This window comes from Microbacterium sp., from assembly GCF_031178525.1.
In the GTDB taxonomy this organism is placed as follows: Bacteria; Actinomycetota; Actinomycetes; order Actinomycetales; family Microbacteriaceae; genus Microbacterium.
On the sequence record NZ_JAPSJA010000149.1, the window covers coordinates 1 to 6,255 of the forward strand.

Here is a 6,255-nt window from a genome sequence, read left to right on the forward strand (position 1 = left end):
GCAGGATGCGCGCGAGCGCGTCGACGAGCTCCGGGAAGTAGGGGGTCAGCGGCTTCGCGCCGCGCGAGCCGAGCTCCAGGCTCTCGCCGTCCCACGATGCGAGCACGCGGAATCCGTCCCACTTCGGTTCGAACACCAGCCCGCCGGGATGCTTCGCCGGATCCGGGATGGCGGCAACGGCCTTGGCGAGCATCGGTGCGGGGATGTCGTGCGGCATGCGGCCATCCTGCCGTCGGGCGGCACCGGGATTCCAGACCTTGACGTGGGCGCCGCCGCCGGTGAGCGCGGACGACGATTCCACGGACAGCTCTGTCCGGTGGGCGCTATCCTGTGGCGACGTCCTCTCGTCGCGAGGGGCGTCTTGCCGTAGGAGGCGTCGCCCGGCCGTGGGGCGGCCTCCGTGAGAGGAAGTGCCGTGGACCTCCATCGCGTTCTCCCCGAGCTGCGCGAGCCGATGAAGCGCGCCCAGATCACCCTGCCGCGCTGGTTCGCCCGAGCCGCGGTGCGGCTGCTGCGGGTGCCGAAGTCCGACGCGGTGCGGGTCAGCACGGCGCGCGCGGGATCGACGCGCGTGCGCGTCTACGAGCCCGCGGGAGCTCGGAGCGGTGGCGGCCTGCTGTGGATCCACGGCGGCGGCCTGCTGTTCGGCGACCCCAAGCAGGACGAGGAGCTGTGCCTGTCGACGGCGGAGCGGCTGGGCGTCGTGATCGTCTCGGCGCGCTACCGGTTCGCTCCCGAGCACCCCTTCCCGGCCGCGCACGAGGACGTCCTGAGCGCCTGGCGCTGGTTCCTGGAGCGCTCCGAGGACCTCGGCGTGGACCCGCACCGCATCGTCGTCGGAGGGGAGAGCGCGGGCGCGGGGCTCGCGGCGGCGCTCGTGCAGCGCGTCCACGACGACGGCGGCATCCAGCCTCGCGGGCAGTGGCTGTTCGCACCGATGCTCGACGACCGCACGGCTGCGCGCCGGGAGCTGGACGCGGAGAAGCACTTCGTGTGGGACAACGCACGCAACCGGGAGGGGTGGTCGGGGTACCTGGGCGCCGCGCCGGGGGCCGCGACCGTGCCCGAGTACGCCGTTCCCGCTCGGCGCGCGGACGTGGGCGGGCTGCCGCAGGCCTTCATCACGTGGGGCGACATCGAGCTGTTCGCCGAGGAGGACAGGGCCTACGCCGCCGCGCTGGAGGCGGCGGGCGTGCGGGTCACGACGGATGTCGTTCAGGGCGCGGCGCACGGGTTCGAGAACTGGGCGAAGGACACGCCGGTCGCCCGGGCCCTCGTCGAACGCGCGCAGGGCTGGCTGCGCGACGCGCTGCGCGGCTGAAGCGGACCGGCGCCGAGCGCGGAGGTGCGGCGGGAGCACCGCGACGCCCGCCGGACGCGCACACGCCGCACCCTTGCGCCGGCGAGTCGAACCGCCGGGGAGCCGGCGTCAGAACAGGTCGCTGAGCGTGGCGCGTTCGCCCGCGTCGGCGAGCGCCGTGCGGGCCGCGTGCCAGCCGGCCATGCCGTTCACGCCCGGGCCCGGGGGAGTGGATGCCGACGCGAGGTACACACCCTTCAGCGGCGTGCGCCACGGCGCGGTGGACACGACGGGGCGGCGGAACGCCTGCGTCATCGTGAACGCGCCGCCCAGGATGTCGCCGTCCACGTCAGCGGGGTTGACCGCCTCGCGGGCGGAGGCGGGCACGGCGTGCGACGCCAGGATCCGGTCGCGGAATCCGGGCGCGAAGCGCTCGACCTGCCGCGTGATGTGCTCGGTGGGGTCGAGCGGCGAACCGCTCGGCACGTGCATGTAGGCCCACAGCACGGCCTTGCCCCGCGGTGCGCGCGACGGGTCCAGCACCGACGGCTGCACCGTCAGCACGTACGGGCGCTCGGAGACCCGCCCACGGGCCACCGCGTTCTCGCTCGCCGCGACCTCCGCATGCGTGCCGCCGAGATGGACGGTCGGGGCGCGGTGCACATCCGGGTTGGCCCACGGCACCGGGCCGTCGAGCGCGAAGTCGACCTTCGCGGCCGCCGGGCCGTAGCGGTAGGACCGGATCGCGCGCGCGTAGTCCGCCGGGACGTCCGGGAGCGTCAGCACCAGGCGCGGCGACGTGTTGAGCAGCAGGACGTCGCCGTCCGCGGGGTCGCCCCAGTCGAGCGTCGCGAGGTCGGTGACGTGGCGCTCGGTCTCGATCAGGCCGCCGTGCGCACGCAGGTCGTCCGCGAGGGCGTCGGGAAGCGCCTGGGCGCCGCCGATCGGATACGCCCAGCCGCGGTCGGTGTGCGCGAGCGCCGCCAGGAGCAGCCCCGAGGCCGACGCCGGCAGAGAGGGCATCGGGCGGTTTGCGTGCGCCAGCACGCCGCTCAGCAGGGCCGCGGCCTTCGCGGTGCGCAGCGTACGGCGCCCGAGCGCCGTGCCCGTCTCCAGCACGCGCAAGCCGAACCGCACGGCCGTGAGCGGGTGGCGCGGCACGCGCAGCAGCTGATTGCCGGTGAAGTCGAGCACGCCGTCGATCCGCCGCGCGAGCGGGCGCATCAGCGCGCGCCACGCGCGCGCATCCGGCCCCAGCTCGTCCGCCGTGCGGTCGATGTCCCGCCACGCCACCGCGGCCTGCCCATCGTCGAGCGGCTGCGCGTAAGACGCGTCCGGGACGATCCACCCGATCCGCTCCTCGATGCCGAACGCGCGGAAGAATGGCGAGGTGATCGCCGCCGGGTGGATCGCGGAGCAGACGTCGTTGCGGAAGCCCGGCAGCGTCAGCTCGGCCGTGCGGGAGCCGCCGCCGACCGTGTCCGAGGCTTCGAGCACCGTGACCGCGTAGCCGGCCCGCGCGAGCGTCACCGCGGCCGACAGGCCGTTCGGTCCGCTTCCGACGATCGTGGCGCGGGGCATGGGGTCAGTCTGTCACCGCCTTCGCTCGTTGGGCGAGCGAGGCCGCACCGCTTGACGAACCCGCCCTCGATCAGACAGCGGCTCAGACGAAGGCGCCCATCCCCGTGATGTCGCGGCCGATGATGAGGGCCTGCACGCTCTCGGTCCCCTCGTAGGTGTGGATGGCCTCGATGTCGGCGAGGTGCTGCATGACGCGGTTCTCGAGCAGGATGCCGTTGCCGCCCAGCACGTCACGGGCGGTGCGGGCGATGTCCCGTGCGGTGCGGGTGTTGTGGAACTTCGCCAGCGACGCCTGCGTCGGGCGCAGCGCGCCGGCCGCCTCCAGATCGGCGAGGCGGCGGCAGTACAGCTGCATCGCCGTGAGCTGCGACAGCATCTGCGTCAGCCGCTCCTGAACCATCTGGAACTTCGCGAGCGGCCTGCCGAACTGGATCCGCTGCGTCGAGTACGCCAGTGCCGCCTCGTAGCAGGCGGTCGCATGGCCGAGCGCCGACCAGGCGACGCCCGACCGCGTCGCGAACAGCACGGTCGACGTGTCCTTGAACGAGTGGGTTCCCGGCAGTACGGCGTCTTCGGGAAGGCGCACGTCGTCGAGCGTGATGTGCGCCTGGTGGATGCCGCGCAGCGACAGCTTGCCGGCGATCACCGTGCCGGTGTACCCGGGGGTCTCCTGCTCGACGAGGAAGCAGCGCACCTGTCCGTGGTCCGCATCGCCCTCCCGGTCCACGCGCGCCCACACGAACGTGACGCCGCCGGACGCGCCGTTGCCGATCCACTTCTTGGCTCCGCGCAGGATCCAGCCGTCGCCGTCCCAGCGCGCGAGCGTCTCGAGAGACGTGGAATCGGATCCGTGATCCGGCTCGGTGAGGGCGAACGCGCCGAGCATCTCGCCGCGCGCGATCGGCCGGAGCCAGCGGCCCTGCTGCTCCCGGCTGCCGAACAGCGCCAGCGTGCGCAGCGCGAGCCCGCCCTGCACGGCGATCACGGTGCCGAGCGATCCGTCCGCGCGCGAGACCTCCATGTTCACCAGACCGGCCGCGAGCGGCGACATGGGGGTGAGGTCCGCGTGCTCGATGCCGTCGACGAACAGGTCGGCCTCGCCCAGTGCCGTGAGGGCCTCGAGCGGGTACTCGGCCTTGTCCCACGCCTCGGCCATGCGGGGCGCGAGAGCCTCACCGACCTCGCGCGCCCGCGCCCACTGCGCACGGTCCGCGCCGTCCACGTCGGCGAACACGGCGTAGTAGTCGGTGTCGAGCGGGGATGTCACGTCGTAGGAGAGGACCTTCTCTCCGGGGAAGAGCTCGGATGCCATGCGGTCAGGCTAGGAGAGCCCCTCGCCGTCGTCCGAGTCGTTTGGAGATCTCCGCCATCCGAGACCGCGGAACGCGTGCCATAGACTGGACGAGGTTCCCGACGGCGCCCTATGGAGGTCTCGCATGTTCATCATCTCGCTGCTGCTGTTCCTCGGCGGCATGGCGCTGTTCGGCGTCGCGATCAACATCGAGGCGTGGCAGGGCGTCGTGTTCGCCGCGGGCATCATCGCCATCTGCCTCGCGATGGCGCTGCCCATGCACTTCAGCAAGACGAGGCGCTGACCACCCCCGTCTTCGACGACGCGACTCCGGATCATCCGGGGTCGCGTTTTTTCTTGCGCTCGGAAGCGCGGGGTAGGCTGGGATCTCGGTCGAGATCTCTCGACGTCGAGACAATCAGTCTCCTCCCGTGGCCCCACCGAAGGATTGCAACGTGGATCTGTACGAGTACCAGGCTCGAGACCTTTTCGAGAAGTACGAGGTGCCGGTGCTCGCCGGCATCGTCGCCGACACCCCCGAGGAGGTGAAGGCAGCGGCCGAGAAGATCGGCGGCGTGGTGGTCGTCAAGGCGCAGGTCAAGACCGGCGGGCGCGGCAAGGCCGGCGGCGTCAAGGTCGCCAAGACCCCGGACGAGGCGTACGAGGCCGCGAAGGCCATTCTCGGCCTCGACATCAAGGGCCACGTCGTCAAGCGCGTCATGGTCGCGCAGGGCGCCGACATCGCGCGCGAGTTCTACTTCTCGGTGCTGCTCGACCGCGCCAACCGCTCGTACCTGTCGCTGTGCAGCGTCGAGGGCGGCATGGAGATCGAGCAGCTCGCGGTCGAGAAGCCCGAGGCGCTCGCGCGCGTCGAGGTGGACCCGCTGGACGGCATCACCAAGGAGAAGGCCGTCGAGATCGCGCGCGCCGCGAACTTCGACGAGGACCTCGTCGAGAAGGTCTCCGACGTCTTCGTCAAGCTCTACGACGTCTACAAGGGCGAGGGCGCGACCCTCGTCGAGGTGAACCCGCTGATCCTGTCGGGCGCGGGCGACATCATCGCCCTCGACGGCAAGGTCACGCTGGATGACAACGCCAGCGAGGTGCGCCACCCCGAGCACGAGGAGCTCGAGGACAAGGAGGCCGCCGACCCGCTCGAGGCGAAGGCCAAGGCCAACGGCCTCAACTACGTCAAGCTGGACGGCCAGGTCGGCATCATCGGCAACGGCGCGGGCCTCGTCATGTCGACGCTCGACGTCGTCGCGTACGCGGGCGAGAAGCACGGCGGCGTGAAGCCCGCGAACTTCCTCGACATCGGCGGCGGCGCGAACGCACAGGTCATGGCCAACGGCCTCGACGTCATCCTCGGCGACGAGCAGGTCAAGAGCGTGTTCGTGAACGTCTTCGGCGGCATCACGTCATGCGTCGCGGTCGCGGAGGGCATCGTGAAGGCCCTGGAGATCCTCGGCGACCACGCCACCAAGCCGCTCGTCGTCCGCCTCGACGGCAACCAGGTCGAGGAGGGCCGCGCGATCCTCGCCGCGGCGAACCACCCGCTCGTCACGCTCGCGTCCGGCATGGACGAGGGCGCCGACAAGGCCGCCGAGCTGGCGAACGCCTGAGACGCACGGATCGGATAAGGACTAGAGAAGATGTCGATCTACCTCAACAAGGACTCCAAGGTCATCGTCCAGGGCATCACCGGCGGTGAGGGCACCAAGCACACCGCGCTCATGCTCAAGGCCGGCACGAACGTCGTCGGCGGCGTCAACGCGCGCAAGGCGGGCTCGACCGTCACGCACGAGACGGCGCACGAGGGCGAGGTCGACCTGCCCGTGTTCGGGACGGTCGCCGAGGCCATCGAGAAGACCGGTGCCGACGTGTCGATCGCGTTCGTGCCGCCGGCCTTCACGAAGGACGCGATGATCGAGGCCATCGACGCCGAGATCCCGCTGCTCGTCGTGATCACCGAGGGCGTGCCCGTCGGCGACACCGCCGAGGCGTGGGCGTACGCGCAGTCGAAGGGCAACAAGACCCGCATCATCGGCCCGAACTGCCCCGGCATCATCACGCCGGGCGAGGC

General features: G+C 71.6%; 6 protein-coding genes and 1 pseudogene. 4 read left to right on the forward strand and 3 right to left on the reverse strand.

Annotated elements, in window-relative coordinates:
- Window positions 1-217: pseudogene (locus RIF89_RS09910) on the reverse strand (ATP-dependent DNA ligase); the annotation flags it as partial.
- A 198-nt stretch (window positions 218-415) separates the two neighbouring features.
- Between RIF89_RS09910 and RIF89_RS09915 the strand changes: the two are divergent.
- Window positions 416-1,321 (forward strand): alpha/beta hydrolase, encoded by a 906-nt coding sequence (locus RIF89_RS09915; RefSeq protein WP_309068952.1) that lies wholly within the window; start codon window positions 416-418, stop codon window positions 1,319-1,321.
- 108 nt (window positions 1,322-1,429) lie between these two features.
- Here RIF89_RS09915 and RIF89_RS09920 read toward each other — a convergent pair whose 3' ends face one another.
- Both RIF89_RS09920 and RIF89_RS09925 read right to left on the reverse strand, forming a co-directional pair.
- Complete coding sequence (locus RIF89_RS09920; RefSeq protein WP_309068953.1) at window positions 1,430-2,881, reverse strand: NAD(P)/FAD-dependent oxidoreductase; 1,452 nt, start codon at window positions 2,879-2,881, stop codon at window positions 1,430-1,432.
- An 82-nt stretch (window positions 2,882-2,963) separates the two neighbouring features.
- Window positions 2,964-4,193, reverse strand: coding sequence for an acyl-CoA dehydrogenase family protein (locus RIF89_RS09925; RefSeq protein ID WP_309068954.1), 1,230 nt, complete (start codon window positions 4,191-4,193; stop codon window positions 2,964-2,966).
- A gap of 124 nt (window positions 4,194-4,317) precedes the next feature.
- Between RIF89_RS09925 and RIF89_RS09930 the strand changes: the two genes are divergently transcribed.
- The 3 genes from RIF89_RS09930 to RIF89_RS09940 form a co-directional block, all read left to right on the forward strand.
- Window positions 4,318-4,476: a hypothetical protein gene (locus tag RIF89_RS09930; protein WP_309068955.1), complete on the forward strand. Its 159-nt coding sequence runs from the start codon at window positions 4,318-4,320 to the stop codon at window positions 4,474-4,476.
- Between the two features lie 151 nt (window positions 4,477-4,627).
- Window positions 4,628-5,794, forward strand: a complete 1,167-nt coding sequence (gene sucC / locus RIF89_RS09935) for an ADP-forming succinate--CoA ligase subunit beta (protein WP_309068956.1) — start codon at window positions 4,628-4,630, stop codon at window positions 5,792-5,794.
- Window positions 5,795-5,824: 30 nt separating this feature from the next.
- Window positions 5,825-6,255: CoA-binding protein (locus RIF89_RS09940; protein WP_375294466.1), on the forward strand; the 431-nt coding region annotated here is incomplete at its 3' end.